The organism is Pseudomonas sp. H3_E04 (assembly GCF_054668915.1).
In genome coordinates, this window is the sequence record NZ_CP162797.1 from 4,337,081 (window position 1) to 4,363,480 (window position 26,400).

At 60.4% G+C, this 26,400-nt stretch carries 22 protein-coding genes; 9 read left to right on the top strand and 13 right to left on the bottom strand.

The window, feature by feature from the left end; translation table 11 throughout:
- Window positions 1–142 precede the first annotated feature (142 nt).
- On the top strand, window positions 143–772 hold the full coding sequence (locus AB4N53_RS19680; RefSeq protein ID WP_460122470.1) for a LysE family translocator: 630 nt from the start codon (window positions 143–145) through the stop codon (window positions 770–772).
- Here the strand turns inward: AB4N53_RS19680 and AB4N53_RS19685 are convergent.
- The 6 genes from AB4N53_RS19685 to AB4N53_RS19710 all read right to left on the bottom strand — a co-directional run bounded on the left by AB4N53_RS19685 (window position 769) and on the right by AB4N53_RS19710 (window position 9,067).
- Window positions 769–2,904 (bottom strand): hypothetical protein, encoded by a 2,136-nt coding sequence (locus tag AB4N53_RS19685; protein ID WP_460122472.1) that lies wholly within the window; start codon window positions 2,902–2,904, stop codon window positions 769–771. The genes AB4N53_RS19680 and AB4N53_RS19685 overlap by 4 nt on opposite strands.
- Complete coding sequence (locus tag AB4N53_RS19690) at window positions 2,891–4,075, bottom strand: DUF3142 domain-containing protein (RefSeq protein ID WP_460122474.1); 1,185 nt, start codon at window positions 4,073–4,075, stop codon at window positions 2,891–2,893. The genes AB4N53_RS19685 and AB4N53_RS19690 overlap by 14 nt, the downstream gene beginning before the upstream one ends.
- Before the next feature lie 135 nt (window positions 4,076–4,210).
- Window positions 4,211–5,050 (bottom strand): class I SAM-dependent methyltransferase, encoded by an 840-nt coding sequence (locus AB4N53_RS19695; RefSeq protein WP_460122476.1) that lies wholly within the window; start codon window positions 5,048–5,050, stop codon window positions 4,211–4,213.
- Complete coding sequence (locus tag AB4N53_RS19700; protein WP_460122478.1) at window positions 5,044–6,198, bottom strand: acyltransferase family protein; 1,155 nt, start codon at window positions 6,196–6,198, stop codon at window positions 5,044–5,046. Before AB4N53_RS19700 ends, AB4N53_RS19695 begins: the two co-directional genes overlap by 7 nt.
- Complete coding sequence (locus AB4N53_RS19705) at window positions 6,195–7,496, bottom strand: glycosyltransferase (RefSeq protein WP_460122480.1); 1,302 nt, start codon at window positions 7,494–7,496, stop codon at window positions 6,195–6,197. The genes AB4N53_RS19700 and AB4N53_RS19705 overlap by 4 nt, the downstream gene beginning before the upstream one ends.
- A complete protein-coding gene (locus tag AB4N53_RS19710) occupies window positions 7,490–9,067 on the bottom strand; it encodes a glycosyltransferase (RefSeq protein ID WP_460122482.1) in 1,578 nt (525 codons plus the stop codon). The genes AB4N53_RS19705 and AB4N53_RS19710 overlap by 7 nt, the downstream gene beginning before the upstream one ends.
- A gap of 427 nt (window positions 9,068–9,494) precedes the next feature.
- Here AB4N53_RS19710 and AB4N53_RS19715 point away from each other — a divergent pair, with 427 nt between their 5' ends.
- Genes AB4N53_RS19715 through AB4N53_RS19750 form a run of 8 tightly spaced genes read left to right on the top strand, consistent with a single transcriptional unit; the run spans window position 9,495 to window position 18,483 of the window.
- The gene (locus tag AB4N53_RS19715) at window positions 9,495–10,409 is read left to right on the top strand and encodes a GDP-mannose 4,6-dehydratase (protein ID WP_460122484.1); all 915 of its coding nucleotides are present in this window, start codon (window positions 9,495–9,497) and stop codon (window positions 10,407–10,409) included.
- A complete protein-coding gene (gene gmd, locus AB4N53_RS19720) occupies window positions 10,406–11,377 on the top strand; it encodes a GDP-mannose 4,6-dehydratase (RefSeq protein ID WP_460122486.1) in 972 nt (323 codons plus the stop codon). The genes AB4N53_RS19715 and gmd overlap by 4 nt, the downstream gene beginning before the upstream one ends.
- 3 nt (window positions 11,378–11,380) lie before the next feature.
- The gene (locus tag AB4N53_RS19725) at window positions 11,381–12,823 is read left to right on the top strand and encodes a mannose-1-phosphate guanylyltransferase/mannose-6-phosphate isomerase (RefSeq protein ID WP_460122488.1); all 1,443 of its coding nucleotides are present in this window, start codon (window positions 11,381–11,383) and stop codon (window positions 12,821–12,823) included.
- Window positions 12,824–13,621 (top strand): ABC transporter permease, encoded by a 798-nt coding sequence (locus AB4N53_RS19730; RefSeq protein ID WP_460122490.1) that lies wholly within the window; start codon window positions 12,824–12,826, stop codon window positions 13,619–13,621.
- Complete coding sequence (locus tag AB4N53_RS19735) at window positions 13,621–14,874, top strand: ABC transporter ATP-binding protein (protein WP_460122492.1); 1,254 nt, start codon at window positions 13,621–13,623, stop codon at window positions 14,872–14,874. The genes AB4N53_RS19730 and AB4N53_RS19735 overlap by 1 nt, the downstream gene beginning before the upstream one ends.
- Window positions 14,871–16,238, top strand: a complete 1,368-nt coding sequence (locus AB4N53_RS19740; protein ID WP_460122494.1) for a glycosyltransferase family 4 protein — start codon at window positions 14,871–14,873, stop codon at window positions 16,236–16,238. Before AB4N53_RS19735 ends, AB4N53_RS19740 begins: the two co-directional genes overlap by 4 nt.
- Complete coding sequence (locus tag AB4N53_RS19745) at window positions 16,222–17,352, top strand: glycosyltransferase family 4 protein (RefSeq protein WP_460122496.1); 1,131 nt, start codon at window positions 16,222–16,224, stop codon at window positions 17,350–17,352. Before AB4N53_RS19740 ends, AB4N53_RS19745 begins: the two co-directional genes overlap by 17 nt.
- On the top strand, window positions 17,353–18,483 hold the full coding sequence (locus tag AB4N53_RS19750; protein WP_460122498.1) for a glycosyltransferase family 4 protein: 1,131 nt from the start codon (window positions 17,353–17,355) through the stop codon (window positions 18,481–18,483).
- Between the two features lie 7 nt (window positions 18,484–18,490).
- On the opposite strand, the gene AB4N53_RS19755 is transcribed toward AB4N53_RS19750, so the two are convergent.
- From AB4N53_RS19755 to atpD, 7 genes are all read right to left on the bottom strand, one after another.
- Complete coding sequence (locus tag AB4N53_RS19755; RefSeq protein WP_460122500.1) at window positions 18,491–19,117, bottom strand: glutathione S-transferase family protein; 627 nt, start codon at window positions 19,115–19,117, stop codon at window positions 18,491–18,493.
- Window positions 19,118–19,220: 103 nt separating this feature from the next.
- Entirely contained in the window at window positions 19,221–20,147 is a 927-nt protein-coding gene (locus tag AB4N53_RS19760; protein WP_460122502.1) for a LysR family transcriptional regulator, read from the bottom strand.
- A 75-nt stretch (window positions 20,148–20,222) separates the two neighbouring features.
- A complete protein-coding gene (gene glmS, locus AB4N53_RS19765) occupies window positions 20,223–22,055 on the bottom strand; it encodes a glutamine--fructose-6-phosphate transaminase (isomerizing) (RefSeq protein WP_460122504.1) in 1,833 nt (610 codons plus the stop codon).
- Between the two features lie 2 nt (window positions 22,056–22,057).
- Window positions 22,058–22,834: a DeoR/GlpR family DNA-binding transcription regulator gene (locus AB4N53_RS19770; RefSeq protein WP_041476528.1), complete on the bottom strand. Its 777-nt coding sequence runs from the start codon at window positions 22,832–22,834 to the stop codon at window positions 22,058–22,060.
- 207 nt (window positions 22,835–23,041) lie between these two features.
- The gene (gene glmU, locus AB4N53_RS19775) at window positions 23,042–24,409 is read right to left on the bottom strand and encodes a bifunctional UDP-N-acetylglucosamine diphosphorylase/glucosamine-1-phosphate N-acetyltransferase GlmU (RefSeq protein ID WP_460122506.1); all 1,368 of its coding nucleotides are present in this window, start codon (window positions 24,407–24,409) and stop codon (window positions 23,042–23,044) included.
- Window positions 24,410–24,528: 119 nt separating this feature from the next.
- Window positions 24,529–24,954 carry a F0F1 ATP synthase subunit epsilon gene (locus AB4N53_RS19780; RefSeq protein ID WP_016772407.1) on the bottom strand — a complete coding sequence of 142 codons (426 nt, stop codon included), beginning with the start codon at window positions 24,952–24,954 and terminating at the stop codon, window positions 24,529–24,531.
- A gap of 45 nt (window positions 24,955–24,999) precedes the next feature.
- The gene (gene atpD, locus AB4N53_RS19785) at window positions 25,000–26,379 is read right to left on the bottom strand and encodes a F0F1 ATP synthase subunit beta (RefSeq protein WP_025112247.1); all 1,380 of its coding nucleotides are present in this window, start codon (window positions 26,377–26,379) and stop codon (window positions 25,000–25,002) included.
- Window positions 26,380–26,400 lie beyond the last annotated feature (21 nt).

Genomic DNA, 26,400 nt, shown 5'->3' on the forward strand with positions numbered 1-26,400 from the left:
TTGGCAGATCCCGATAGTCTGACGGTTTAAAACCAGCAGGTTATGCCAAAGCTGTGAACAATTGAAGCCGACTACGCAAGCACCTGCCCTGGCCTCTCGCTCTAGACTGGCGCGAGAAAATCAACATTGAGAGGGGCGTGACGTGGCAAGTCTCTGGCTGTTTATCCTGACGCTGGCTGTGGTTCTGCTACTGCCGGGACCGGACATGATCCTGCTGTTGCAAACCGGGGCGCGACAGGGGCGTGGCGCGGCATTGGCCACCGCGCTGGGCCTTGCCATTGCCCGCGCCTGCCACGTGGCACTGGCAGCATTGGGGCTGGCGGCGCTGTTCAAAACGGCACCGTGGACGTTTGACGTGGTGCGCATCGCTGGCGCGGCCTATCTGTTGTGGATCGGCATCCAGTGTTTGCGCAGCTCGCTGGTGCCGAGCCCGCAAACCCAAGAGCAGGCACTTGCCCACGGCCAGTGGCGCGATGCGATCCGTCGCGGCTTGCTGACCAACCTGCTTAATCCCAAGGCTTTGCTGTTCTGCTCGGTGCTACTGCCGCAATTCATCGTCAGTCATGGCGCGCCGGTGTTGAGCCAGTTCGCCGTGCTTGGCCTGGTGCTGGTCGGCGTCGGTCTGCTGTTCGACAGTGTATTTGCCCTGACCGGCGCGGCACTGGGCCGTTGGCTGCAACACAGTCCGACCGCCCAGCGCATTCAGCAATGGCTGTTTGGCAGCCTGTTGATTGGCTTCGCCGTACGCCTGAGCTTCATTCAGCAGGCCTAGCCTTTGCGTACCTTGCGCTGACGACGGGTGATCAGCAGTAGCGCAGCGACAGCGACCAGCAGCACCGCGCCGATCTGCACCGGCCACTTGTATGGTCGCAGCGTTTCACGCACGGCATCGGTCACCTGGGTGACGTAGCGCTTGTCCGCATGCTCGAAGTCCGGGTACGGACATTGATTGCCGAAGTCCTGCGCCCACGGCACGTAAGGACCTTCCTTGACGTAGCGCTGATACAGCGCACTCTGGTCTTCGAGGCTGCTGTTCCAGCCGGCGGCGTTGCACAACACCGCAGCAAACGCCTGACTGGTGTGCGGCAGGTTATCGGCGGCGCGACCGGCCAGTGCCGTGGCGACAAAACGATAGTGATAACGCTGATCCGGTTGCGCGGCGCTGGCCTGCTGGCGCTGCACTTCCGCCGTGGAAATCAGCGGACCGACATCCAGCTTCGTGCTCTCCAGCGTGTAATTGCCGCCGAAGGTGGCGTAATCGGGGGCCATCTCATAACCGAGGATGTCCATGCCCCACTCCCGGGCTGTCCACGCGGCGTTGTACAACGCACTGGCGCGCTTGCTCGGCCACCACGCCGAGTCGGCCTTGAGCCGTTGCTCGCCGTACAGCCGAGCCTTGTGCTGCAGATCGTCACTGGCGAAATAACCGACCGCTTCCTGGTATCGCCCCTCACGCAGCAAGCGCCGACCGAGCAGATTGCGCAGGTTGGCGGCCACCGACAGCGGGACATAGCTGTCGCGCTCCTGCTGGGTTAATGGCGGCGGCGCCGGCACGTTCTCATCGACATACCGCTTGAGCTCATCGATCGTCAGCACCCGCTCGGCAACGGTGGCGGCATCGAACCAGTAAAGGCTGTTGCTGCGATACAGCTGCACGAATGCTTGCAGGTATTCACCGCGTTGCAGCGCCAGGATCGCGCTTTCGCCGTCGACCCGGCATTTGGGCTGTACCGTTTCAAACGCCCAGTCCGGCGTGCGGCGATAGCCCCAGTCTTCATTCTGCGGAAAGGCCTGGGCGGCTTTGGCGTAGGCGGCGGCAGCGGCAGTCGTGTCGCCCTCACGCACTGCCAGTTTTGCCCGCAGCCACCAGGCCAGCCCGCCGTCGCCGGCGTTTACCAGAAAGGCCTGGGCAGACGCGTAGTCGCCCTGTTGATAACTCATCGCCGCCAGTCGATCGGCATTGTCGAGGCTGCCACGGGTGCTGTTTTGCAGGAGTGTGACGAGTTTCTTTTCATTCGGCGGCTGCTCACCGAAAGACCAGCCCTGACGGCTGACCAGCGATGCCGTAACCAGTTGCTGCACCGCTGGCTGCTGTAGCAGTTTCGCCAGTTGGGCCTCGGGCAATTCGGCCAGTTCGTTCATCAGTTGCTTGAGCGAGGTGTAACCGACGGCCGAACCGTGCAGGTTCTGTGCTTCGTACAGTTCGATGGCGCCGCTCCAGTCGCCCGCGCTGCGCAACACCCGCGCCTCTTCACCGAGGCTGGCAACGCCCAATTCCAGCGGATCGCTGAAGCCGTCGATGCTCAGTTGCCGAGCGTGGCGGAAAGCATCGCGCGCTTCTTCCAGCGCTTCGATGCGATCGTGCGCCTCGTTGCTCATGGCAAAGGCGATGCGCCCGAGGGAATACGCCGCCCAGGTGCTGCGCAACGGACGCTGGTCTGCCGGCAGTGCCAGCACCTTGTTGAAATACTCCGTGGCCAATTGATCATCGCCGGTGGCAAAGGCAACGGCGCCGGCGACGTACAAACGGATTTCCGCCGGCAAACTGGCGCCCTGCTCCTCGGCCTGACGTGCATCGCTGAGCCCTCGCAGGCGCTTGACCACCGCGTATTGCTCGGCGCTCAGGCCCACCTGCTCAGCCTGTTCGCGCGCCAGCTCAGCCGCGTGGTCTTCGGCGTAGTCATTGGGGTTATGGGTCGCCCCTGTGACATTTTTCAGCCCGGCAATGGTTTTACCCAAGCGACTGATTTCGAAGCTGAAGCTGCCTTCGGGCAAATCGGCCAAGGTCTGCGCGCGGTTGTCGAGCAGGCGCATGGGGAAGTCCGGGCCGCAGGCCAGCGCCGAACCCAGCGGCAGGCTGAGGCTCAGGCAAAGCAGATGGCGGGGCCAGTTACGGGTCAACATGCGAACCTCCTTGATCAATATATGCACAACGCGCCCAACCGACAGCGCGCTGTCCGCCCGCCGGCAAGCGGCCGTCACGCAGGCGGGTGAAGGTAAGCAGATTGGCACTTTGTTGCAACGAGTAACCGGCGAGCGCATCGGCACCTGCACAATCCTGCGCCTTCAGCGTGATTTTCGCGGGCCACGGGCTGTCGAGATTGCCGCGGTTTTCGAGCTGGATGTCATAGAGACCGCCCTGCTCTCTGAATGACAGATCCAACCGGCTGTTCAGCCCATCGCCCCGCGCCACGGCGCGCAAAGTAGTCAGGCTCCAGGCGCGACGATCGTTGGCCAGCGGCAAGCGAAACCAGATCAAACCGGCCAGATGCTCAGGTGGATCCTCGCGCAAGGTCTTGGCCAATTGGCTGAGTTGCTGCGGATCGGCGAGCAATTCCCTGCGCTGCCCGCCGCGCTCCAGTTGCACTTCGCTTTCCACTACCGGCGCGCCACCGTCATCGCTCAACAGCGCAACGCCGTAGGCCGGCAGCGCCAGATAGAACGGTTTGTCGCTGATACGTGCCCAGGCCTTGGCCCATTTCCACGCCTGCTCGGGATCGAACAGACCCAGTCGCGGATCGCTCACGGCGTGGACTTGCAACACGCTGCTGTCGACGCTTTGCAACAGCGCTGGCAACTGCACGCTGTCGAGCCAAGCCGGCAGCGCGGTGATGCTCAAAGGCAACGAAGGCGGCAACGCCGCACGCAAATGTTTGAGGAATTCAGCGTACGCCGGCAGCCGCGCGTTGCCGGCATCGTGGTCGATTTCGATACCGTTCAGCGTGAGGCCATGCACCTGCCAATCGGCAATGATCTGCAGAATCTGCGCGGTGACCTGCTCCTGATCCAGCGACTGCAACTGGCCATCGAGGCGAATCACTGCGATCAGCGGGCGACCATCAGCTTTCAACAATGCCGGAGCAACCCGCGCCCTGCTCCACCGCTCGCCAGGAAAGGCCTGCAATGCCAGCACGCGCAGGGTCGAGAAATCGTCGTGGCTGTCGCGCAATGCCGGTTCATGCGCAGGTGTCCATTGGCGTTGCCAGACGTAGAGTTGCTGGTCGAGGACCGGCGCGGGGTGTTGCTCGCAACCTGCCAGCAAGACGCTAAAGATCAGACCCGCAATAAACCGCATACCTTGAAAACCCCTCGATCACCGGGCTGCAAGGTTACACAAAAACCGTGTAGGAGCTGTCGAGTGAAACGAGGCTGCGATCTTTTGATCTTGCTTCAACAACCTGGATCAAAAGATCGCAGCGTGCCGCAGCTCCTACAGGGATGCCGCAGGTTTGCGCGCGATGATCACCTGACTCTTGGCCACCACCGCATCCAGCGCCTGCTTGATCTGCGCTCCGCGCGGAGAGTCCAGCACCGCTTGCCAGGTATTGGCCCAGTGCTCGAGCATCGGGTGATCGGGGTTGCTGAGCTCGACCTTGGCTTCCCAGAACAACATCATCCACATCGACCAGTAGAAGCCATATTGGCTGTGGCTGATGATCTCAAGCCCGGCCTCGCTGACCATCAACTTGAACTGCTCTTCACTGATGATGCGTATGTGGTTGGGTTTCTGGAAATACTCCGGCGCGGCGATGTCCTTCTGCAGGTCCTCGGAGCTGGGATGCGGCACGCTCAGCAGATACAGCGCGCCCGGCTTGCCGACCCGCACCAGCTCGGCGAGAAACTGCGCGGGATCGTCGACGTGCTCGATCACCTCGGTGGAGACCACACGCGTCGCCGTTGCGTCGGCAATCGGTAGTGGGTTGCAGTCGGTGACATGGCATTCGATGTCCCGGGCCGGTGTGTCGTTCAGACGCTGGCGCGTGGCCTCGACCTTGGCCGCATCGATATCGGCAAGAATGATCTTCGCCCCGCGCATACCGCAAAAGTGCACGTTGCCGCCATCGCCGCAGCCGACATCAAGCAGCGTGTCGTCGGCGCTCACGGCGAACCCTGTGTACAGCTCGTGAGTTTCCTGGTTGAACCAGCCGCTGAGCTTTGCATCGTAAAGGCCGAGCAAGTACGGATCGACTTTGTCGGCAACCGCAGCGACCGGTTCTGCTGCCGTCTGTGCAGGCGTTGTCGCCGAGAGTTTCTTCAAAAAACTCAGCATGAGGTGGCTCCGGTTGAGGTAACAGCAGTTCGGGAGGCATCGAGGCGCTTGACCAGTGCAGCACCGCGATTGCGCATCGGCATTTCGACCAAGCGGTAGTTGAGTTCGCTGAGGACCGCGATCAGGCCGAAGGCAATCAACAGCGTAAGGACGGGATGTCCGGCCGGGCTCGGCAGGCCGCTGCTCTGCAAGCGAAATATCAGTTCACGTACCAACAGGTAGACCGGAATGTGAATGAGGTAGATACCGTAGGAGCGGCTACCGACCCATGCCAGCAACCGCTGCAAGCGTCCGGCAGGCATCAGGTAGTCACGGTTGTACGAGGCGATCCAGACCAGCATGGCACTGAGCACGGCGATCGAACCGATCCGATAATTGGCCAAAGTGAAACGGTCGGTGGCCATGAAGCTCAACAGCGCTGCAATGGCAATCAAGGCTGAGATGCCAAGCCATGGTCGGCGCAAGAGCGAGGGCTGCCAGTGCTGATAACCCGGCTGCGCACTCCACATCGCCAACAGCACGCCAAGCGCCAGCGCGTCGGTGCGTACCACCATCAGCAAAGGCGTGCGCACGGTCAGAATCTGCACCGCCACCAGCGCCAGCAATGCCCAGACCAGGTGCCGGCGAAACAACAGGATCAGCAACGGAAAGAGCAGATAGAACTGCTCCTCCAGCGCCAGGCTCCAGTAGACGAAACTGCTGCCGTATTCGTATTGGAAGAAGCTGTCGGCAAACCGGAAATTGGCGTATTGCAGCACCCCGGCCAGAGTTGCCTGAAGATTGGCGGACAGCGTTCCGAAAGCGCCGGATCGGTTGAGAAACACGCAGGCCAGCAGGATCAGCACCAGCCACAGCCAGGCCGAAGGCAACAGGCGAAAAGCCCGGCGCAGCCAGAAGTGGCGGACCTGGAGCCAGCGCTGCTGCGCCGTCGTGCAGCCTTGCAACAGCGGGATCAGGCTGCGGGCGATGACGAACCCGGAGATGGCGAAAAACAGATCGACGCCCCACCACGTCTGCGCCCACGCATGGATCAAGCCCAGAGACCGCACCGGTTCGCCGAACAGATTGTCCGGCAAGTGGTGGAACAACACGCCGAGCACCGCGACCGCACGCAGGACTTCAACGTCCATGATGCGCTTGGCGTTCATGCCTGGGGGGCTTCCAGGGCAGGCGCACGATGCTCGAACAACTGCGTCAGAAACCCTCGCAAACGCTGTTCAGCCACAGCCTGACTGCAAAACGCCTGCAAACTGTCGACTGCCTGCGCCGACATCGCGGCATAGCGCTGCGGCTGGTTTTTCGCGACGTCGTAACTGGCACGATAGGCCTCGCACAACGAACTCCAGTTGGTCACGTAACGCAAGGTTCGAAAGGCTTTGCGCGGGTCGTGGGGCCAGGCTGTCAGCTCGTCGGTGGATTCGATGAGAAAGGCATTGTCGGCACTCAGGTAATCGATCATCGCCGTGGTGCGCGGCGCCACCGCCGGCTTGCCGCAGGACATGAACTCCATCAACGGCAGGCACTGACCTTCACCGTACGAGGTGTTGACCACGTACCGCGTGGCCTGCACCAGTTGCTCGTAGTCCGGATCGGCGAGGTAACCGTAGATCAGAACGATGCGGCAGCGGTAAGACTGGTTTTTGTACAAGTGATGAAGAATATCGCTGAGCGCTTCTTCGGCGTCATGGTGAGTGAGCTTGAGCACCAGCGTCGCATCTTCAACATCGCGCAAACACACACAAAACGCACTGAGCATGTCTTCCCAGTTCTTGCGCCCGTCACCGGGATTGAACACCGAGGTGTAAACCACGCCATCAAGCACCAGCGTCTGTTCGGAGGCCGGCGCGGCGAAGTCGATGCCGTCGCCGCTGCGCAGGTGCGCAGGGCCGAATGCATTCAGATTGAGGGTGCGGCTGTCCGCGACCAGGCCTTTGATCGTCAGGCTGTATGCAGCGGCCAGCGGTTGCTCGGGCATATTCGCGCCACGGGCGGCAAAGCGGTCCCAGACCGGCGCCGGCACCGCGACGATCGGGTATTCGGCCCCCATGGCCTCGTGCACGGCGTTGACCGTATAACTGGAATGGGTGATCGCCGCCCCGCAGGCATGCAATACGCTACGCCAGTCGTTGCGCGGCTCGCCCGCAAAGGCTTCGTTGGGGATCGTGCTGAACTCCCACGCAAACACCGGCAGCGTCGGACAGGCCAGGTCAACGGGAGTGCGATGTGGCGGCGAGAACGACAGAAACACGCAGGGCTCGCCACGGCTCAGGCATTCCAGATACAGCGCATCGACTTCCGTCTGCGGATCGGCCACTTCCACCACCTGACCGATGCGTTCGAGCACCGGGCGATACTCCTTGAGTACGAAGTAATAGCTGTATTCCGAGCGCCCGAGGTTCTGCGCGATGGTGTGCCGGTTGGTTTCCGAATGAATGATGATCAGCATGAGGCGTTATCCTTCGCGAGCACGACATCTGCAATCTCGGGCAAAGGTTCGAAGAAGTTCGACAGACGCGTTTGCACCTCGCTGAAACCGCAATAATGCTGCATGCGTTCTCCCGCCGCTGCCGACATGCGGCGGTAATCCTGCGGCTGCGTCGTGGCCATGCGGTAGCTGCGTTCGTAGGCACTTTTCAGCGAGCCCCAATCGGGCCGATGACGCAGCGTGCGATAGATCAGGCGAGTGTCCTGCGGCCAGATGGCCGGCTCCTCGCTGGACTTGACCACGAAGGCCACCGAGTCGTCGATGTAGTCTTGCATCGCCGAGTGATCCGGTGCGATCACCGGTTTGCCGCTGCACATGAACTCCATCAAGGGCAGGCAAAGACCTTCACAGCGCGAAGCGTTGACGTAAAAACTCGCGGCCTGATAAAGCCGAGCGTATTGGCCGTCGTCCAGGTAACCGTGCAGGACCACCACGCGGCAGGCGAACGGCGTGAGCTGGGCGAGCAAGGTCATCAGCTCGTCGTAGTAAAGCGCCAGATCGTTCTGCGTGATTTTCAGCACCAGCGTCGCATCAGCCGTCTCACGAAACGCCCAGCAAAACGCGGTGATGAGTTGATGCCAGTTCTTGCGCCCGTCCTTGGGGTTGAACACGCTGACGTAGATAACGCCGTCAACCCGGGTTTCGACCACCGAAGAGGTGTCTGGCAGATTGAGCGGGACAGGTTCGACTACCGTCAGCGGTGGCGCGGCGCACACGGCCGGCAGACGCTGCTCGAGCCAACCGTGAACGGCATCGGGCAGCAGATCGCGAACGCCTTCCCAATACCAGTTCGACAAGAATTTAACTCGAGGTACCGGTTCGGCTTGCAGCTGACCGGCGTTCAACAGCCATAGCCGCAGGTAGTGCCGGGCAATGACGAAACGCCGCTTGAGCGTCAAAGGTGGTGGCCGGGCTGCCTCCAGTTCAGCCGCCAGCGCAGCCTCTTCTTCAGCAGTCAGCGGGACAGGAAGCAAACCGTCGGCCGAGAGCCCCAATGTACGGCTGTCGAAAATGCAGCCCTTGATCGCCAGCGTAGTGCCCGGATTGACTGGCATCGGCTGCTGTTGCTGACGAATTGCCGCGAAGCTGTCCCACAACGGCGTTGGCAAGACCAGTACCGGAAATGCTTCGCCCATGGAGCGGCGGATCGCCGTTGCCGTGTGGCTCGACAGGGTGATGACCCGGCCGTGGCGCGCGAGCATGCGCGTCCAGTCCTGACGCGGATCGTCGTCCCACTGTTCATCGGGGATCGAATCGAACTCCCAGGCCACCACGCATATCGTCGGGCATTCCAGATCAACCGGGGTTTTCTGCGGCGGAGTGAAGGACAGGAACACACTGTCTTCACCAGCGGCGAGCAATTGCCGGTAAATCACATCAACGTCGGCGACAGACCCGGCCACGTGCACCCGCCCCAGGCTTTCCAGCACCGGGCGATAGGCTTTGAGCACAAAGTAATAGCTGTATTCCGGACGCCCGAGACTGGCACTGATGGAGCTGTCGTTGACGTCCGAATAGAGAATGAAATTCATGGCATCCCACGATGAAGCGCCGTCCCGGCTGCTTCATGCTATGACGGCCGGGCGTCGGATCGGGTCGGCAGGGCCGGCACTCGTCCGTCATCATCGGGCACGTCTTCGTTCTTGTTTTAGTGGTCAGTTTCACCCCGCGTCGCGGCGTCCGGAAAACAACCGGCCAACTCGCGACGAAGGCCATTCTAAACACATCCATCGCGACTCCGGGAACCGCCGGGCGAGAATAAATCGGACTATGCTGACGAGAACTGACCAGTCACGGTTTGCCCGGTTGAAATTGCCGAGCAATTGGCACAGATTGGCAACCAAACAACTACAACAACGGCTTCGCCTGCTGTTTCACCGGATACTTCCTCCGGTCTGACAGAGCTTTCCTTAAAGCGTGTGAGGAAAGCGGCGCGAGTCATGACCAAGGGGTCGCTGTTTGAAAAAACGTCTGTTCGTCACGGGCCTCAGTGGCTTCGTGGGACAACACATTCAGTCTCGTCTGGCTTCGCCGGGATCGTCGTGGGAGCTGCTGCCTGCCGCATCGGCCTACGACCTTACGAACGCCGACAGCCTCATCGACCTTTGGCCTGAGTTGCCGGATGCAGTCATTCATCTGGCCGGCCAGACCTTTGTGCCGGAAGCCTTTCGTGACCCGGCCCGCACCCTCGACATCAATCTCTTCGGCACCCTCAATCTGTTGCAGGCGCTCAAGGCTCGCGGCTTTGCCGGGACATTCCTGTACGTCAGCTCCGGTGACGTTTACGGGCAAGTCGACGAGCAGCACCTGCCGATCACCGAGCTACAACCGCCGCTGCCGCGCAATCCTTACGCAGTGAGCAAACTTTCAGCGGAATTTCTGACCCTTCAATGGGGCCTGAGCGAAGGCTGGCCGGTACTGGTCGCGCGTCCGTTCAACCACATTGGCACCGGGCAAAAAGACAGCTTCGTCATCGCCAGCGCAGCGCGGCAGATCTGCCGCATCAAACAGGGCTTGCAAGCACCGCAACTGCAAGTCGGCGATATCGACGTGACCCGCGATTTTCTCGATGTCGGCGATGTGATTTGCGCCTACTTCGCACTGCTGGAAAACGGCACACCGGGGCAGGTCTACAACATTTGCTCGGGCCGCGAGCAAAGCATTCGCAGCCTGATCGAGCAATTGGCCGATCTGGCCGAAGTCGACGTAGAACTGGTGCAGGATCCGGCGCGCATGCGTCGCGCGGACCAGCGCCGCGTCTGCGGCAGTCAGGCAAAACTGGCCAGCGCCACAGGATGGGCGCCAGCCATCACCACACAACAATCCCTGCGGGCGATCCTGTCCGACTGGGAGACGCGAGTACGACAACAATGACAAAAAGTGCACTGATTACCGGGATTACGGGCCAGGACGGCGCCTATCTGGCCAAACTGCTGCTGGACAAGGGCTACAAGGTTCACGGCCTCGTCGCCAGGCGCAGCAGCGATTCACGCTGGCGCCTGCGCGAGATGGGTGTCGAAGCCGATATCGTCTACCTCGACGGCGACATGGCCGATGCCTGCTCGGTGCAGCGTGCGGTAATCAAGTCGGCACCGGACGAAGTCTATAACCTCGCCGCACAGAGTTTCGTTGCCGCCTCGTGGGATCAACCGGTCACCACCGGCATCGTCGATGGATTGGGCGTGACACACCTGCTCGAAGCGATCCGCCAGTTCAGTCCGCACACGCGTTTTTATCAGGCCTCGACCAGCGAAATGTTCGGCCTGATCCAGGCTGAGCAACAGGACGAAAACACCCCGTTCTACCCGCGCAGCCCTTACGGCGTGGCCAAGCTCTACGGCCACTGGATCACCGTCAACTACCGCGAAAGCTTCAACCTGCACGCCAGCAGCGGCATTCTCTTCAACCATGAATCACCGCTGCGCGGCATCGAATTCGTGACGCGCAAAGTCACTGACGCGGCCGCGCGCATCAAGCTGGGCAAACAGCAGGACTTGGCACTGGGCAACATCGACGCGAAACGCGATTGGGGCTTTGCCGGCGATTACGTCGAAGCCATGTGGCTGATGCTGCAGCAGGACAAGCCTGACGACTTCGTAGTCGCCACGGGTGTTACCACCACGGTGCGCGAAATGTGCCGCATCGCCTTCGACCACGTCGGCCTGAACTACCGCGATTACGTGAAGATCGACCCGGCGTTCTTCCGCCCGGCCGAAGTCGAAGTGCTGCTCGGCAACCCGGCCAAGGCCCAGCGTGTACTGGGCTGGAAACCGAAAACCGACCTGGATACCTTGATCCGCATGATGATGGATGCGGACATGAAACGCGTCGCCAAGGAGTAGGCCATGCTGATTCCAGTGATTCTGTCCGGCGGTGCCGGCACCCGTTTGTGGCCGGTGTCCCGCGAGGGCCATCCCAAGCCGTTCATGACCCTGCCCGACGGCCAGTCGCTGCTGGGCAAGACCTACCAGCGCGCGGCAGCTTTGCTCGATGGCTGGGGCGACATCGTCACGGTGACCAACCGCGAGTATTACTTCCAGAGCAAGGATCACTATTGCGCGGCGCACGTATCGCGCCATCGCGGGCACTTTCTGCTGGAACCGAGCGGGCGCAACACCGCACCGGCGATCGCGGCTGCGGCGTTGTCGTTGCAGGCCCTGCACGGTGACGACGCAATCATGGTGGTGATGCCGGCGGATCATTTGATCGTCAATCAGGACGCCTTGAAAAGTGCGGTCGAACACGCAGTGAATCTGGCGAAGGACGGTTATCTGGTGACCTTTGGCGTGGTTCCGACCGCCCCGGAAACCGGCTTCGGCTACATCGAGACCGGTGCGCCGCTGGACGCCAGAGGCGCGGCCAAGGTGCAGCGTTTCGTCGAGAAGCCCGACTTGCAAACCGCCACGCACTACCTGGAGAGCGGTAATTTCCTGTGGAATTCGGGCATGTTCTGTTTTACCACCGCGACGCTTATTGCCGAGCTGCAACTGCACGCACCCCAGTTGCTGGAACAGACCCGTGCCTGCATGGCCGTCAGCGCGCCAGTTGAAACCGTGGGCTGCCTGCAACAGGAGTTGTCGCCGACGCTGTTTGCCGAAATCACTGACATTTCCATTGACTACGCGCTGATGGAACGCTCGGAAAAAGTCGTGGTGGTACCCGCCGGTTTCGACTGGAGCGACATTGGCTCGTGGAGCGCGGTCGCGGCGCTGATTCCGGCCGATGCCGACAACAACCGCGCCAGCGGCGAAGCGATTTTCATCGACAGCCACAACAACTTCGTGCAGAGCGAAGGCCGGCTGGTGGCGACAGTGGGTGTGGATAACCTGATCATCGTCGACACCGCCGATGCGGTGCTGGTGGCCCATGCCGACCGTGCGCAGGATGTGCGCCGCGTGGCAAAACAGCTCAAGGACAAATCCCACGAAGCCTATCGCCTGCATCGTACGGTCAGCCGTCCCTGGGGCACCTACACCGTTCTCGAGGAAGGCCCGCGTTTCAAGATCAAGCGCATCGTGGTCAAACCCGGTGGCAAGTTGTCACTGCAGATGCACCATCATCGCAACGAACACTGGGTGGTGGTCGAAGGCATGGCCAAGGTCACCAACAACGGTTCCGGCACCACGCTGGTAGCCAAGAACGAATCGACGTTCATTGCTGCCGGACACAAGCATCGCCTGGAAAACCCCGGGGTGATCGATTTGGTCATCATTGAGGTGCAAAGCGGCGAGTACCTGGGCGAGGACGATATCGTTCGCTTCGAAGATCAATATGGCAGGACGGTTTGAATGCTGCTTTCCCTGTACCGCTCGCTGTACAGCTACCGTGGATTCATCCTCGGCAGCGTGCAGCGAGAGTTTCAAGCGCGCTATCGCAATTCGCTGTTCGGCGCGCTATGGCCGATCTTCAATCCGCTGTCGATGATCATCGTCTACACGGTGATTTTTTCCCAGATCATGCGCGCACGTTTACCGGGTGTGGACGACAGCATGGCCTACAGCGTCTACCTGTGTGCGGGTCTGCTCGCCTGGGGACTGTTTTCCGAAATCACCCTGCGCAGCCAGAACATGTTTTTGGAAAACGCCAATCTGCTGAAGAAAATCAGCTTCCCGAGAATTTGCCTGCCGGTGATTGTGCTGATCAACGCAGGAATCAATTTCGCCATCATCATCGGCCTGTTTCTCGGCTTTCTGCTGGTCACCGGGCGCTGGCCGGGGATGGCGCTGCTGGCGCTGATTCCGCTGATTGCTCTGCAAATGATGTTCTGCGCCGGGCTGGGCATGGTCCTTGGCGTGTTGAACGTATTCTTTCGCGATGTCGGCCAGTTGTTCGGCATCTGCCTGCAGTTCTGGTTCTGGCTGACGCCGATCGTCTACCCGGTCACGATCCTGCCGGAATGGGTCCAGCGCCTGCTGCAACTCAACCCGCTGACCCACCTGTTCAGCAGTTATCAGAACCTGTTTCTCTACGGTCAGTGGCCGGTATGGAGTGCGCTGCTGCCGGTTTTCATTACCGGCGTGGTGTTTTGTCTGATCGGTCTGAGGCTGTTTCGCCAGCGCGTCGGCGAAATGGTGGATGAACTCTGATGGGGCATATTCGCGTCACCGGCCTGGGCAAGGCCTATAAACAGTATCCCAACCGCTGGGCGCGATTGGCCGAGTGGCTGATTCCGTTTTCACCGCTCCGGCATCATCCGCATTGGGTGCTGCAGGACGTCGAGTTCGAAATTGCTCCCGGCGAAGCGGTAGGCATCGTCGGCGCCAACGGTGCGGGCAAAAGCACTTTGCTGAAAATGATCACCGGCACCACCCAACCCACCCGGGGCAAGATTGAACTGCAGGGGCGCGTCGCAGCCCTGCTGGAGCTGGGCATGGGGTTCCATCCGGACTTCACAGGGCGCCAGAACGCAATCATGGCCGGTCAGTTGTTGGGCATGCAGCTTGAAGAAATCCAGGCCCTGATGCCCGATATCGAACGTTTTGCCGAAATCGGCGAAGCCATCGATCACCCGGTCCGCACTTACTCCAGCGGCATGCAGATGCGCCTGGCGTTCAGCGTCGCCACGGCTCGGCGCCCGGACATCCTGATCGTCGACGAAGCACTGTCGGTGGGCGATGCCTATTTTCAGCACAAGAGCTTCGAACGCATCCGCAGCTTTCGTAAATCCGGCACGACGTTATTGATCGTGTCACATGATCGCTTCGCGATTCAGTCGATTTGCGACTCGGCGATCCTGCTCAAGGATGGGCGCGTGGCCATGCGCGGCAAACCGGAGCCGGTCCTCGATTATTACAACGCGCTAATGGCCGAACGTGAGGGTCAGGTCGTACGCCAGGAAACGCTCGCCGGTGGCGAGGTGCAGACGGTCTCCGGCACCGGCGAGGCGGCGATTCTCGGCGTACGCCTGCTCGATGAAAACCAGCGCAGCATTGACGCTGTCGAAGTCGGCCAGCCGGTGGTGCTCGAAGTGCAGGTCGAGGTACGCGAGGACATCGAACGGCTGGTGCTGGGCTTTATCCTCAAGGATCGACTGGGCCAGATGATGTACGGCATCAACACCCACCGACTGAACAAGGCATTGACCGATCTGCGCGCCGGTGAACGCTTCACCTATCGCTTCGCCTTCATCATGGGCCTGGGCAAAGGCAACTATTCGGTGTCGCTGAGCCTGTCGCGTCTGGACTCGCACCTGGATCGCAATTTCGAGTGGCGTGACTACGCACTGGTGTTCCACGTGATCAACAACCCTCGGGAGGATTTCGTCGGTTGTGCCTGGCTCGACGCAAAAACCACCATTACCCGTGAAAACGAGGCCCGGCCTGTCGAGCGTGCGCCATGACCCGCCTCCTGGTTGAATGCACTCACGTATTCAAACATCCGAAGGTCAATTCGGGGATCCAGCGCGTGGTGCGCAACGTCATCAAGCAGTTGCCCGCCAGCGCTGAAGGCATCGAGTGCATGCCGGTGGTGGTGATCAATGGTCAGCTCTACCACGTGCTGCAACTGGCGCCACTCGATACACCTTTCTGGAACAGCCTTGAAACCTTCGGTGAGCGCCTGGAGCGCCTCGCCCACCGCTTCTGGCAATGGCACCAGCGCCGCGATGCGCTATGCACGTCGAAACCGGCGCGGCGACTGCTGTATGTGAGCTATCGGTTGACCCAGTTTGCAGTGCTCGGCCTGCCGATTCGGCTGGTCCGGCGGATCAATCGCAGGCAGTTGCTCAAACGTTGTTCGCCGCTTCAGCACCAGCCGGGCGATCAACTGGTGCTGCTGGATTCTTCTTGGCACTCGGATTTTTTCACCCATGTCGAGCAGCTCAAACGCGACGGCGTCGGCATGATCGCGGTGATCTACGACCTGATTCCGCTGACGCATCCGCAGTTTTACGACACGCGTCTGGTCGAGGTTTTCAACGAATGGTTCGACTGGATCACCCGCACAGCTGACGGCTATATGGCAATTTCCGCCACGGTGCGCGATCAGGTGCGTGACGAATTGCAGCGCAGAATCGGTGCCGAGCAGACTGAAAAGCGCTGGTTCGATTACTTTCATCTGGGTTCCGAGCTTGATCTGCAGCACAGCGAAGCCACGGTCGAACCGCGCTTGAGAGACCTGTTCACAGCGCCCGAAGCGGTTTTTCTGATGGTCAGCACCATTGAGCCGCGCAAGAACCATGGGTACCTGCTCGACGCCTTCGAACGCGCCTGGGCCGATGGCTCAACGGCACGCTTGTGCATCGCCGGACGGATCGGCTGGAAATGCGACGCCCTGCTCGCCCGCATTCGCAATCACCCGCAATTGAACCGGCGCCTGTTCATGTTCAACGACCTGAATGACACCAGCCTTGAATACGCTTATACGCAAGCCAGCGCGTTGGTGTTCCCATCGTTTGTCGAGGGCTTCGGCCTGCCGCTGGTTGAAGCCATGCAGCGCGGTTTGCCGGCAATGGGCAGCGACATCGCGGTTTTCCGCGAAATCGGCGGCGAGTTCATGGCTTATTTCGATCTGCAGGATCCACAAAGTCTTGCCGATCTGATCGAAACCTATCAGCGCAGCGGACAATTTCCCGCCGCCCGCGAGGTCGCTGACTGGCGCTGGATCGGCTGGCGCGAGGCCAGTGAACAATTGGCGACTCGCAGTCTTGAAAATGTTTTGCAGGCCCCGCGCGTGCAAGCGAGGCCGTATGCGCATTGCTCTTAATGCCCGCATCCTGCAAGCGCCGCGCACCGGCATCGGCCACTACGTCGCCGAACTGGTCAACGCCTTGCGCAGCGAGTCCGATGTGGAGGTGACTCTGTTTCATGGCTGGGGCTGGAGTTCGGCCCTGCCGGACGCGGCCATGCCCGGCTACTCGCGCATGACGCCATTGTTGCGGCAAATACCCGGGGCGTATCAGGCACGCCGCTGGCTGGAGCAGAAACGCTTCGATCAGGGTCGGCGCCAAGGGATTGATCTTTATCACGAGCCGAGCCTTTGGCCGCTGGCTTTCGACGGCCCGACCGTGATCACCCTGCATGATCTGACGCACCTGCATTTTCCAGAAACCCAACCGCCAGCACGGCTGAGGGAGATCGAACGTCGTCTGGCCGCAGGTGTGGAGCAGGCGCGAGTGATTCTGACCGATTCGCAGGCAATCGCCGACGAGGCGCAAGCTTATTTCAACCTGCCTGCGCAGCGATTCGTGGTCGCGCCGCTAGGCGTGGCCGAACGCTTCCGCCCTCGGCAAACCGAGGAAATCGATAGCGTACTCAAGGCCCACGCCGTCCAGAACCGGGAGTATTTCCTGTGCGTCGGCACCCTCGAGCCGCGCAAGAACCTGAGCCTGGCATTGCAGGCCCACGCCCTGCTGCCCGACGTCGTGCGCCAGCGTTTTCCCTTGTTGATAGCGGGTATGGCCGGTTGGCAGCGCGAGCAGTTCAGCGAGCCACTGCGCCAGGCATTGGCCAGCGGTCACGTATGCCTGCTCGGCTATCTGCCCGATGAGCAACTGGCGCAACTGTTGGCCGGCGCCCGGGCACTGATATTTCCATCGTTGTATGAGGGCTTCGGCTTGCCGGTGCTGGAAGCCATGGCCAGCGGCACGCCAGTGGTGACCACCCGCTCTTCGGCGATGCCGGAAGTGGCCGGCGCGGCTGGCAACTATATTGAAGCGGACGATGCCGAGGGTCTGCGTGATGCAATGGGCCGGCTGATCGACGACTCGCTGCATTGGCAGGCCTGCCGCGAAGCGGGATTGCAGCAGGCGGCACTTTTTTCCTGGCAACGTTGTGCACAGGCCACGGCCGGTGCGTACCGCCAGGCCATGGGAGGTTGAATGCGCGTTCTTCATTTCTTCAAGACGTACCTGCCCGATTCGGTCGGCGGCATCGAACAAGTCATCTTTCAGTTGTGCGAAAGCGGCGCCCAGCATGGCATCGACGGGCAAGTGCTGACACTCAGCACCGATCCGACGCCGCCCGTGGTGCAACTCGGTCAGCACGAAGTACATCGGGCGAAGCTGGATATCCAGTTCGCCTCCACCGGCTTTTCCTGGAGCGTGTTCAAGCAGTTCCGCGAGCTGGCCGCTGAAGCGGACGTGATCAACTATCACTTCCCGTGGCCGTTCATGGACCTGGTGCATTTCGCCAGCGCCGTGAACAAGCCGAGCGTGGTGACCTATCACTCGGACATCATTCGCCAGAAGCATTTGCTCAGGCTCTATCGGCCACTGATGAATCGCTTTCTCGCCAGCGCCGACCGCATCGTTGCTGCATCGCCGAACTATCTGCACACCAGCGATGTGTTGCAGCAGTTTCAGGACAAGACTCGCGTTATCCCCTACGGCTTGAACAAGGCAGGTTATCCACAGCCTGATACCGAAAGGACGAACCGCTGGCGCCAACAGCTTGGGGATAAGTTTTTTCTCTTCGTCGGAGTAATGCGTTATTACAAGGGCCTGCACATCCTGCTCGATGCGCTCAAGGACGTCGATTATCCCGTGGTGATCGTCGGTGCCGGTCCGCTGGAGCAGGAACTGCATGCACAGGCCGCCGCGCTGGGCCTGCGCAATATTCATTTCCTCGGTCGTCTGAGTGACGAGGACAAAGTGGCGTTGCTGCAATTGAGCTACGCGATCGTATTTCCCTCGCACTTGCGTTCCGAGGCTTTCGGGATTTCGCTGCTCGAAGGCGCGATGTACGGCAAACCGATGATCTCCAGCGAAATCGGCACCGGCACCAGTTTCATCAATATCCACGACGAAACCGGACTGGTGGTGCCACCGAGCAATCCACAGGCCTTCCGTGAAGCCATGCGTACGCTTTGGGAAAACCCTGCGCGTGCTGCCGAGATGGGCGTCAAAGCCGAAGCGCGCTATCGGCAGTTGTTCACCGCCGATGAGATGGGTCGCAAGTGGACAGAGCTGTATCAGGAACTACTGGCTGAAAAGGCTCTGTCCTACGCTTGAGTGGAGATCACGCGGTTTTCTGCAAACCCGCGACAGTACGCGGCATCGCGACAAAACCCGGCAACGCTTCGATCCGCGCCAGCCAGGCGCGAACGTTGGCGTAGTCATCCAGCGAGACGTTGCCCTCCGGAGCGTGGGCAATGTAGCTGTAGGCGGATACGTCAGCGATGGTCGGCTCTTGCCCCGCCAGATAGGCAGTTCTGCCCAATTCCAGTTCCATGACCTTGAGCAGGTTATGCGCACGGCCAATGACTTCCTCGGCATTCAGCTGCGCACCAAACACCGTGATCAGGCGTGCCGCCGCCGGGCCAAAGGCAATCGGTCCCGCCGCTGCCGAAAGCCAGCGCTGCACATGCGCTGCGCCCACCGGGTCGGTCGGCAGCCAGCGACCGTTGCCATACTTCTGCGCCAGATAAACCAGGATCGCGTTGGAATCGGCCAGCACCACGCCGTTGTCATCAATCGCCGGTACTTGGCCGAAGCTGTTGATCGCCAAGTACTGCGACTGCTTGTGCTCACCCTTGGCCAGGTCGACAAAGATCAGCTCGGTCGGCAGTTGCAGCAGCGACAGCATCAACTCGACGCGATGGGCATGGCCGGAACGGGGGAAGTTGTAGAGTTTGATCGCTTGCATGGTCGACTCCGCTGGAAAGTGACGTCGCTACGGGGATGAGCGCGCCGATGAGTCATCATCTATGTGTTGCCGGAACAACAGAATAACCAGCAGCTGCAATCGATTATTTCATCTCGTGCAATAACGCCGTAGCGCTCAAGGCCGGATGCTCGCGCAGGGCCTTCACGGCGAAGTCGACAAAACTGCGGATTCGCGCCGGCGCCTTGCGCCCGCCCTGATACACCACGTGGATCGGCAACGGCGGCAGTTCGAACTCGGCAAGGACGATTTCCAGCTCGCCCGCCGCAACCTTGTCCGCCACTTGATAGGACAGCACTCGCGTCAGACCCAGGCCTTTGCGCGCGGCGGTGATCGCCGACTGATTGGCCGTGACGGTCAGGCGCGGTTCGGTGCGCACGCTGAGTGCTTCACCGCCGTCGAGAAACGGCCAGTTGCGTTGCTGACCGATCGCCGACGTCGCCACCACCGGCAGCCCGGCCAAGGCCTGCGGATGCTCCGGGCGGCCATGTTCAGCCAGAAACCCCGGCGAAGCGCAGATTACCCGCCGCACTTCCCCGACGCGAATCGCATGCTGATTGCTGTCCGGCAGCTCACCGATGCGTACTGCGACATCAATGCCCTCCTCGACCATGTTGACCACCCGGTCCAGCAACAGCGCGTTGATCGACACATCCGGATAACGACAAAGGTAATCGGCCATCACTGGGGTCACGAACAGATCGCCAAACAGCACCGGCGCAGTGATCGTCAACTGCCCGCGCGGCAAGGCATGGCTGCCTGCCGCCGAATCCTCGGCCTCCTGCACCTCGGCGAGAATCCGCCGGCAGTCATCGAAATAACGCTGCCCGGCTTCGGTGAGATGCACGGTGCGCGTGGTACGCACCAGCAGCTGCGTACCGATATGCTGCTCCAGCGCCGCCACCGCTCGGGTGACGCTTGCCGCTGACAACCCCAGACGCCGCGACGCCGCCGAAAAGCCTTGCTCCTGAGCGACGACAACGAAGATCTGCATTTCCTGAAAGCGGTCCATGGGATTCCTCAGCGGCGGATACGACAATCGCAGCCGAGGCTGCGATTGTGGGAGCTTAGGTCAACGGTGGATAACTTATTCCACGGTCACCGATTTCGCCAGGTTGCGCGGTTGATCGACGTCGGTGCCCTTGAGCACGGCGACGTAGTACGACAGCAGTTGCAGCGGGATCGTATAAAGGATCGGCGAGAGAATGTCGTGGATGTGTGGCATCTGCACCACATGAGTACCCTCGCCATTGGTCATCGCGGCCTTAACGTCTGCAAATACGATCAACTCGCCGCCACGGGCGCGGACTTCCTGCAAGTTGGACTTGAGCTTCTCCAGCAGTTCGTTGTTCGGCGCGACGGTGACCACCGGCATGTCGTTATCCACAAGGGCCAGCGGACCGTGCTTCAGTTCACCGGCCGGATAGGCTTCGGCGTGGATGTAGGAGATTTCCTTGAGTTTCAAGGCACCTTCCATCGCGACCGGGAATTGCGCGCCACGGCCGAGGAACAGAGTGTGGTTTTTCTCGGCGAACAGCTCGGCGATTTTTTCCACGGTGCTGTCCATCGCCAGCGCTTCGCCGAGGCGAGTCGGCAGACGACGCAGCTCTTCGACCAGCGTGGCTTCGACGCCGTTGGCCAAAGTACCGCGTACCTGGCCCAGCGACAGAGTCAGCAACAGTAGGCCGACCAGTTGCGTGGTGAAGGCTTTGGTCGAAGCCACGCCGATTTCGCGACCGGCCTGAGTCAGCAGGGTCAGGTCGGATTCACGCACCAGCGAGCTGATGCCGACGTTGCAGATTGCCAGGCTGGCGAGGAAGCCCAGCTCCTTGGCATTGCGCAGGGCCGCGAGGGTGTCAGCGGTTTCGCCGGACTGCGAGATGGTCACAAACAATGTGTCCGGCTGCACCACGACTTTGCGATAACGGAATTCGCTGGCGACTTCGACCTGGCAGGGGATGCCGGCCAGTTCTTCGAGCCAGTAACGCGCGACCATACCGGCGTGATAGCTGGTACCGCAGGCGACGATTTGCACGTTGCGCACTTTGGCAAACAGCTCGGCGGCTTGCGGACCGAAGGCCTCAACCAGCACCTGATTGTTGCCCAGACGACCTTCGAGAGTGCGCTGAACCACGGTCGGTTGCTCGTGGATTTCCTTGAGCATGTAGTGGCGGAACTCACCCTTGTCGGCGGCTTCGGCACCGTCGGTGTACTGCACGGTCTGGCGCTCGACAGCGTTGCCGGTTACGTCCCAGATCTGCACGCTGTCGCGACGGATTTCAGCGATATCGCCTTCTTCCAGGTACATGAAGCGGTCAGTGACCTGACGCAGAGCGAGTTGGTCGGAAGCGAGGAAGTTTTCGCCCAGGCCCAGGCCGATCACCAATGGACTGCCACTGCGCGCGGCGACCAGACGATCCGGTTGCTGCGCGTTGATCACTGCCAGACCGTAGGCGCCATGCAGCTCCTTGACGGTCGCTTTGAGCGCGGCAGTCAGGTCCGGTTGTTCCTTGAGCTTGTGGGTCAGCAGGTGGGCAATGACTTCGGTGTCGGTGTCCGAGCTGAACGCATAGCCCAGCGCTTTCAGCTGTTCGCGCAGGGCTTCGTGGTTCTCGATGATGCCGTTGTGCACCACCGCAATGTCACCGGAAAAATGCGGATGAGCGTTGCGTTCGCACGGTGCGCCATGAGTCGCCCAACGAGTATGGGCGATACCCAGACGGCCGGCCAGCGGCTGTTCGGCCAGTGCGGTTTCCAGCTCGCTGACCTTGCCCGGACGGCGCATGCGGTCCAGGGTTTCGTCATTGGTATAGACCGCCACACCGGCGCTGTCATAGCCGCGGTATTCGAGGCGCTTCAGGCCTTCGAGAAGGATGGCGGTGATATTACGTTCAGCTACTGCGCCGACAATGCCACACATGGTTATTTCTCCTGACTGACAGCCGCACAGATCAAGGTGATCCCGCGGGCCTGAAGCTGATCGCGTGCCTCGACTGGCAGGCGATCATCGGTAATGAGGGTATGGATGCTGCTCCATGGCAGCTCCAGGTTGGGAATCTTGCGGCCGATCTTGTCGGCCTCGACCATGACGATGACTTCCCGCGCCACGTCGGCCATCACCCGGCTGAGACCGAGCAGTTCATTGAATGTGGTGGTGCCGCGCACCAGATCGATACCGTCGGCGCCGATGAACAATTGGTCGAAGTCGTAAGAGCGTAGTACCTGCTCGGCGACCTGGCCCTGAAAGGATTCGGAGTGCGGATCCCAGGTGCCACCGGTCATCAGCAGCACCGGCTCGTGTTCCAGTTCGCTCAAGGCGTTGGCGACGTGCAGGGAGTTGGTCATCACCACCAGGCCAGGTTGCTGGCCCAGTTCTGGAATCATCGCGGCGGTGGTGCTGCCGCTGTCGATGATGATGCGCGCGTGTTCGCGGATGCGTTTGACTGCCGCCCGAGCAATCGCCTGCTTGTACTTGGAGATACTCTGCGCAGTTTCTGCGACCAGCTCTTGCGGCATGGTGATCGCACCGCCGTAACGACGCAGCAACAGACCATGGGTTTCCAGCGCAGCAAGATCCTTGCGAATCGTAACTTCAGAAGTTTCGAAACGCTTGGCCAGCTCATCCACACTGACTTCGCCCTGCTCGTTGAGCAAGGCGAGAATGTTATGACGACGCTGAGGAGTATTGCGTTTGGACATGGCGGCTTAAGTTTCGATTCGAAAGATAACGCAAGCAATGAAACTCTATCGAAAGGTTGCCGTCAAGTTGTGAGGAGAAAAATTCAGAAAGGATGAAATGACTGTGGGAGTGAGCCCGCTCGCGAAAGGGGAGTCTCAGCCACTGAAGACGTGACTGACAAACCGCATTCGCGAGCAGGCTCGCTCCCACAGGTGGTTGTGGATAAATCAGGATTTTTTGATTTTTTCCGGGCGCTTCCAACCGTCGATGTTCTTCTGACGCGCTCGGGCAACTGCCAGCTGAGCGTTATCCACATTTTGCGTGATGGTCGAGCCAGCCGCAGTGGTTGCACCGTTGGAGATATCCACAGGCGCAACCAGCGAGTTGTTGGAGCCGATGAAAACGTCAGCCCCCAATACGGTTTTCCATTTATTGGCGCCATCGTAGTTGCAAGTGATGGTGCCGGCACCGATGTTGGTGCGTGCGCCGATTTCGGCATCGCCCAGATAGGTCAGGTGGCCAGCCTTGGCACCCTCGCCCATATGGGCGTTTTTGAGCTCAACGAAATTACCGACATGGGCGCGAGCTTCGAGCACAGTGCCCGGGCGCAAACGCGCGAAGGGACCGGCGTCGCTGCCTTCACCGAGAATGGCACCTTCGATATGACTGTTGGCCTTGATCACCACGCCCTTACGCAGGGTGCTGTCCTTGATCACGCAGTTCGGACCGATCTCAACGTCGTCTTCGATAATCACCTTGCCTTCGAGGATCACGTTGATGTCGATCAGCACATCACGGCCCACAGTCACTTCGCCGCGTATATCGAAACGTGCCGGGTCACGCAGGGTCACGCCTTGAGCCATCAGACGACGGCCGGCGCGCAACTGGTAATGACGCTCCAGTTCAGACAATTGCTTGCGATCATTGGCGCCCTGGACTTCCATCGGGTCGTGCGGTTGTTCGGTAGCGACGACCAAACCATCGCTGACCGCCATTTCGATCACGTCGGTCAGGTAGTACTCGCCCTGCGCGTTGTTATTGGACAAGCGGCTCATCCAGTCCGCCAGGCGATTGGCCGGCACGGCCAGGATGCCGGTGTTGCCCTCTGTGATGGCCCGTTGCGCTTCGCTGGCGTCTTTGTGCTCGACGATGGCCGCAACCTTGCCGTCGGCATCGCGCACGATGCGGCCATAACCGGTCGGGTCATCCAGCTCTACGGTGAGCAGGCCCATTTGTCCCGGCACCACATGCTTGAGCAGACGCTGCAGGGTTTCAACTTCAATCAGAGGCACATCGCCGTAAAGAATCAGCACGGTGTCGGCGTCAATGAACGGCACCGCTTGGGCGGTGGCATGGCCAGTACCGAGCTGTTTGTCCTGCAACACGAAGTTCAGGTCATCAGCTGCCAGTCGCTCACGCACCACATCGGCACCGTGACCGATCACCACGTGGATGCGCTGTGGATCAAGTTGCCGGGCGCTGTGGATAACATGGCCGAGCATGGAGTTGCCGGCAACCGGATGCAGCACTTTGGGCAGCGCCGAGCGCATACGAGTGCCTTGACCGGCCGCGAGGATAACGATTTCGAGAGACATGACTGGCTACCAATCCTGGGTGGTCAGCGACTGCGACCGGTTTCTGGGGAATTCGGAAAAGAAAAAAGGGTAGCCGAGGCTACCCTTTTTTATCAATCGCACAACAAGCGGCTGACGGATTAACCGCCAAACTTCTTGCGGATCTGCTGGACGGTGCGCAGCTGAGCTGCAGCCTCGGCCAGACGAGTGGCAGCGGCGCCGTAATCGAAGTCCGCGCCTTTTTCGTTCAGGGCATTCTCGGCAGCCTTGAGAGCTGCCTGAGCCTGAGCTTCATCCAGGTCGGCGGCACGTTGCACGGTATCGGCAAGTACCTTGACCATGTTCGGCTGAACCTCGAGGAAACCACCGGAGATGTAGAACACCTCGGCTTCCCCGCCTTGCTTGATCAGGCGGATCGGACCCGGCTTGAGATTAGTGATCAGCGGCGCGTGACCCAGAGCGATACCAAGATCACCCAGTGCACCGTGCGCAATCACCATCTCGACCAGGCCGGAAAAGATTTCCCCTTCCGCGCTGACGATATCGCAATGGACTGTCATAGCCATCTGATTGCCTCAACCTAAATTAGCGCCCGTTGCCGGGCGCCGGGATTACAGTTTCTTGGCTTTCTCGATCGCTTCTTCGATGCCGCCAACCATGTAGAACGCTTGTTCTGGCAGGTGGTCGTAGTCACCGTTGAGGATGCCTTTGAAGCCAGCAATGGTGTCTTTCAGGGAAACGTATTTACCCGAAGCACCGGTGAAGACTTCAGCCACGAAGAACGGCTGCGACAAGAAGCGCTGGATCTTACGAGCACGGTTAACCAACTGTTTGTCGGCTTCCGACAGCTCGTCCATACCCAGGATCGCGATGATGTCTTTCAGCTCTTTGTAACGCTGCAGAACATACTGAACGCCGCGAGCGGTGTCGTAGTGGTCCTGGCCGATCACGTTCGGGTCCAGCTGGCGCGAAGTCGAATCCAGTGGATCTACCGCCGGATAGATACCCAGGGAAGCGATGTCACGGGACAGAACGACGGTGGCGTCCAAGTGGGCGAAGGTGGTCGCTGGCGACGGGTCGGTCAAGTCATCCGCAGGTACGTATACCGCCTGGATCGAAGTGATCGAACCTTCCTTGGTCGAAGTGATACGTTCCTGCAGAACGCCCATCTCTTCAGCCAGGGTCGGCTGGTAACCTACTGCCGAAGGCATACGGCCCAGCAGTGCGGATACTTCAGTACCGGCCAGGGTGTAACGATAGATGTTGTCGACGAACAGCAGAACGTCGTTACCTTCGTCACGGAACTTCTCGGCCATGGTCAGGCCGGTCAGTGCTACGCGCAGACGGTTTCCCGGCGGCTCGTTCATCTGACCGTAAACCAGTGCCACTTTGTCCAGAACGTTGGAGTCCTTCATCTCGTGGTAGAAGTCGTTACCCTCACGAGTACGCTCACCCACACCGGCGAACACGGAATAACCGCTGTGCTCGATGGCGATGTTACGGATCAGTTCCATCATGTTTACGGTTTTGCCTACACCGGCACCACCGAACAGACCGACTTTACCGCCTTTGGCGAACGGGCAGACCAGGTCGATAACCTTGATGCCGGTTTCCAGCAGGTCGTTGCCGCCTGCCTGTTCAGCGAACGAAGGCGCTGGACGGTGAATGCCCCAGCGCTCTTCGGTGTCGATCGGGCCAGCTTCGTCGATCGGGTTACCGAGGACGTCCATGATCCGGCCCAGGGTCGCTTTACCGACTGGTACGGAGATGGCTGCGCCAGAGTCGGTAACTTCCAGACCGCGCTTCAAGCCTTCGGTGGAACCCATCGCAATGGTGCGAACCACGCCGTCGCCCAGCTGCTGCTGAACTTCCAGAGTGGTTGCGGCCGCGCTTTGTACAGTCAGCGCGTTGTAGATGCTCGGTACGCTGTCGCGTGGAAATTCCACGTCGATAACGGCGCCGATGATTTGAACGATACGTCCGCTACTCATAGCTGGATCCTCTGAATATTT

What these genes read in the sequence shown, in the direction of transcription:
- AB4N53_RS19685 (WP_460122472.1), bottom strand. Translation starts at nt 2,904, where the DNA reads ATGTTGACCCGTAACTGGCCCCGCCATCTGCTTTGCCTGAGCCTCAGC.
- AB4N53_RS19690 (WP_460122474.1), bottom strand. Translation starts at nt 4,075, where the DNA reads ATGCGGTTTATTGCGGGTCTGATCTTTAGCGTCTTGCTGGCAGGTTGC.
- AB4N53_RS19695 (WP_460122476.1), bottom strand. Translation starts at nt 5,050, where the DNA reads ATGCTGAGTTTTTTGAAGAAACTCTCGGCGACAACGCCTGCACAGACG.
- AB4N53_RS19700 (WP_460122478.1), bottom strand. Translation starts at nt 6,198, where the DNA reads ATGAACGCCAAGCGCATCATGGACGTTGAAGTCCTGCGTGCGGTCGCG.
- AB4N53_RS19705 (WP_460122480.1), bottom strand. Translation starts at nt 7,496, where the DNA reads ATGCTGATCATCATTCATTCGGAAACCAACCGGCACACCATCGCGCAG.
- AB4N53_RS19710 (WP_460122482.1), bottom strand. Translation starts at nt 9,067, where the DNA reads ATGAATTTCATTCTCTATTCGGACGTCAACGACAGCTCCATCAGTGCC.
- gmd (WP_460122486.1), top strand. Translation starts at nt 10,406, where the DNA reads ATGACAAAAAGTGCACTGATTACCGGGATTACGGGCCAGGACGGCGCC.
- AB4N53_RS19725 (WP_460122488.1), top strand. Translation starts at nt 11,381, where the DNA reads ATGCTGATTCCAGTGATTCTGTCCGGCGGTGCCGGCACCCGTTTGTGG.
- AB4N53_RS19730 (WP_460122490.1), top strand. Translation starts at nt 12,824, where the DNA reads ATGCTGCTTTCCCTGTACCGCTCGCTGTACAGCTACCGTGGATTCATC.
- AB4N53_RS19735 (WP_460122492.1), top strand. Translation starts at nt 13,621, where the DNA reads ATGGGGCATATTCGCGTCACCGGCCTGGGCAAGGCCTATAAACAGTAT.
- AB4N53_RS19740 (WP_460122494.1), top strand. Translation starts at nt 14,871, where the DNA reads ATGACCCGCCTCCTGGTTGAATGCACTCACGTATTCAAACATCCGAAG.
- AB4N53_RS19745 (WP_460122496.1), top strand. Translation starts at nt 16,222, where the DNA reads ATGCGCATTGCTCTTAATGCCCGCATCCTGCAAGCGCCGCGCACCGGC.
- AB4N53_RS19750 (WP_460122498.1), top strand. Translation starts at nt 17,353, where the DNA reads ATGCGCGTTCTTCATTTCTTCAAGACGTACCTGCCCGATTCGGTCGGC.
- AB4N53_RS19755 (WP_460122500.1), bottom strand. Translation starts at nt 19,117, where the DNA reads ATGCAAGCGATCAAACTCTACAACTTCCCCCGTTCCGGCCATGCCCAT.
- AB4N53_RS19760 (WP_460122502.1), bottom strand. Translation starts at nt 20,147, where the DNA reads ATGGACCGCTTTCAGGAAATGCAGATCTTCGTTGTCGTCGCTCAGGAG.
- glmS (WP_460122504.1), bottom strand. Translation starts at nt 22,055, where the DNA reads ATGTGTGGCATTGTCGGCGCAGTAGCTGAACGTAATATCACCGCCATC.
- AB4N53_RS19770 (WP_041476528.1), bottom strand. Translation starts at nt 22,834, where the DNA reads ATGTCCAAACGCAATACTCCTCAGCGTCGTCATAACATTCTCGCCTTG.
- glmU (WP_460122506.1), bottom strand. Translation starts at nt 24,409, where the DNA reads ATGTCTCTCGAAATCGTTATCCTCGCGGCCGGTCAAGGCACTCGTATG.
- AB4N53_RS19780 (WP_016772407.1), bottom strand. Translation starts at nt 24,954, where the DNA reads ATGGCTATGACAGTCCATTGCGATATCGTCAGCGCGGAAGGGGAAATC.
- atpD (WP_025112247.1), bottom strand. Translation starts at nt 26,379, where the DNA reads ATGAGTAGCGGACGTATCGTTCAAATCATCGGCGCCGTTATCGACGTG.